Source organism: Actinomyces ruminis, assembly GCF_002154335.2.
In the GTDB taxonomy this organism is placed as follows: domain Bacteria; phylum Actinomycetota; class Actinomycetes; order Actinomycetales; family Actinomycetaceae; genus Actinomyces; species Actinomyces ruminis.
Genome location: NZ_MTPX02000016.1, coordinates 1 through 2381, shown reverse-complemented (window position 1 = coordinate 2381; position 2381 = coordinate 1). Strand labels below are relative to the sequence as shown.

1 protein-coding gene and 1 pseudogene are annotated in these 2381 nt (G+C 74.8%); both read left to right on the top strand.

Annotation, left to right across the window (positions count from 1 at the left end):
* Nucleotides 1–1301: helicase-related protein (locus BW737_RS17405; RefSeq protein ID WP_257210375.1), on the top strand; the 1301-nt coding region annotated here is incomplete at its 5' end.
* Between the two features lie 50 nt (nt 1302–1351).
* A pseudogene (locus BW737_RS17400) lies at nt 1352–2381 on the top strand (DEAD/DEAH box helicase); the annotation flags it as partial.

Here is a 2381-nt window from a genome sequence, read left to right as displayed (position 1 = left end):
CCGGCAGCCGGGGCGGCCGTAGCGGCCGGGAGGCGTGGCGCTCGGATCGGGCCCTGCGCGCCGCCATGGCCCCCGGCCGCGCCGACGGCGAAGCCCCGGCCCGCATGACGGCCTCCATCTGGCCGCATATCGAGCACGCCCTGCTGGAACAGATCCTCGCCCACCGCACCACGCTGATCTTCGTCAACTCCCGCGGCGTGTGCGAGCGCCTAACCGCCCACCTGAACGAGGCCTACGCCGAGTACCTGGCCGCGCGGGGCCCGGCGGCTGCCGAAGGCTCCGAAGATGTGGCCCCCGAACCGGTCCGCCACCACGAGTCCTGGGAGATGGGGGAGAGCCACCACGCCCGCCCCCTGCCGGAGGGCGTCCCCGTGATCGCCAAGGCCCACCACGGCTCGGTCTCCAAGGAGCAGCGCCGCGAGGTTGAGGAGGAGCTCAAGACGGGCCAGCTGCGCTGCGTGGTGGCCACCGCCTCCCTGGAACTCGGCATCGACATGGGCTCCATCGACCTGGTCCTCCAGGTGGCGCCCCCGCCGTCGGTGGCCGCCGGGCTGCAGCGCGTGGGCCGCGCCGAGCACCGCGTCGGCGGGCGGCCCCGCGGCATCATCTACCCGGTTGAGCGCACCCAGCTCGTGGACGCCGTCGACGCCGCCGAGGGCATGCGCACCGGCGGCATCGAGTGCACCTCCCTGGTGCCCAACGCGCTGGATGTGCTCGCCCAGCAGACGGTGGCCGCCGTCGCCGTCGAGGACCGCACCGCCGACGACTGGTACGCCACCGTCACCCGCGCCGCCCCCTACCGGGGCCTGCCGCGCACCGCCTTCGACTCCGTCCTGAACCTGCTTGCCGGCGGCTACGCCTCCGCCGAACTCGCCGACTTCTCCCCGCGGATCGTCTGGGACCGCGAAACCGGCGCGCTCACCGCCCGGCCCGCTGCGCAGCGCCTGGCTGTCGCCGCCTCCGGGACCATCCCCGACCGGGGCATGTTCCCCGTAATGCTGCCCGAGGGCGACGCCGCTGCGGGCCGCCGCCGCGTGGGGGAGCTGGACGAGGAGATGGTCAACGAGTCCAGCGTCGGGGACGTGATCACCCTGGGCACCTCCTCCTGGCGCATTCGCGAGATCGGGGCGGACCGCGTGGTCGTCGACCCGGCGCCCGGCCGCAGCGCCCGCCTGCCTTCTGGCGTGGCGAGGGGGTCGGCCGCCTGGCGGCCACCGGTGCCGCGAAGGGCGCCTTCCTGCGCGAGGCGGCTACGGCCCTGGGCGACGGCGGCTTCGGCGCGGCGCCGCAACCGGAGCTGACCGAGCGCCTGGAGCGCGCCGGCCTGGTCCCGAATGCCCAGGCCAACCTGGTGTCGCTGCTGCGCGAGCAGCGGGCGGCCACCGGCGTCGTCCCCAGCGACACCACGATCGTGCTGGAGTGCTGCCGGGACGAGGCCGACAACTGGCGGCTGATCCTGCACAGCCCGCTCGGCCGCCGCGTCCACGAGCCCTGGGCCATGGCGATCAAGGAGCGGGTGCTGCGCACGCTGGGAGTTGACCCGCAGATCGTCACCGGCGACGACGGCCTGGTGGCGCTGATGCCGCCCGCCGAGCGCCCGCCGGGCGCCGAACTGTTCATCTTCGATCCTGCACAGATCGAGCAGCTGGTGCGCACGCGCGTCGACCAGACTGCGGTATTCGCCGCCCGCTTCCGCGAGTGCGCCGCCCGCGCCCTGCTGATGCCGGGAGCCCGCCCCGGCCGCCGTACCCCGCTGTGGCTGCAGCGACTCAAGGCCGGCCAACTCCTGGAGGCCTCCCGGCAGTTCCCGGACTTCCCGGTGCTGGTGGAGGCGGCCCGCGAATGCCTCCAGGACGTGTGGGACCTGCCCGCCCTGCGGGGCCTCATGGAACGCCTAGCCACGGGGCGGGTGCAGGTGGTGGAGGCGGTCACGCAAACGCCGTCCCCCTTCGCCGGCCCCCTGCTGTTCGGCTACACCGCCACCTTCCTGTACCAGTACGACGTGCCCAACGATGAGCGCCGCGCCCACCTGCTCTCCCTAGACCCCGACGCCGTGGCCGAACTCGTGGGCGACGGCGGCATCGCCGATCTGCTGGACGCGGACGTCATGGCGCGGGTCGAGTCCGAACTGCAGCGGCTGGAGCCCGGGCGGCGGGTGCGCACCGACGCCGAGGGCCTGGCCGACCTGCTGCGCGAGCTCGGGCCGCTTTCGGTCGGTGAGTTGGCCGCCCGCTGCCGGGGCAATGACGACGAATCGGCGGCGCGCGGGCAGGCCGAGGTTGCCGCTGCGGGCGAGGATGCGGCCGGGGGCGTCGGTGCGGGTGGCGTCGCCCACGGCGTCGTGCGTGCCGGGCTCGCGGAACTGGAACGGGCCCGGCGGG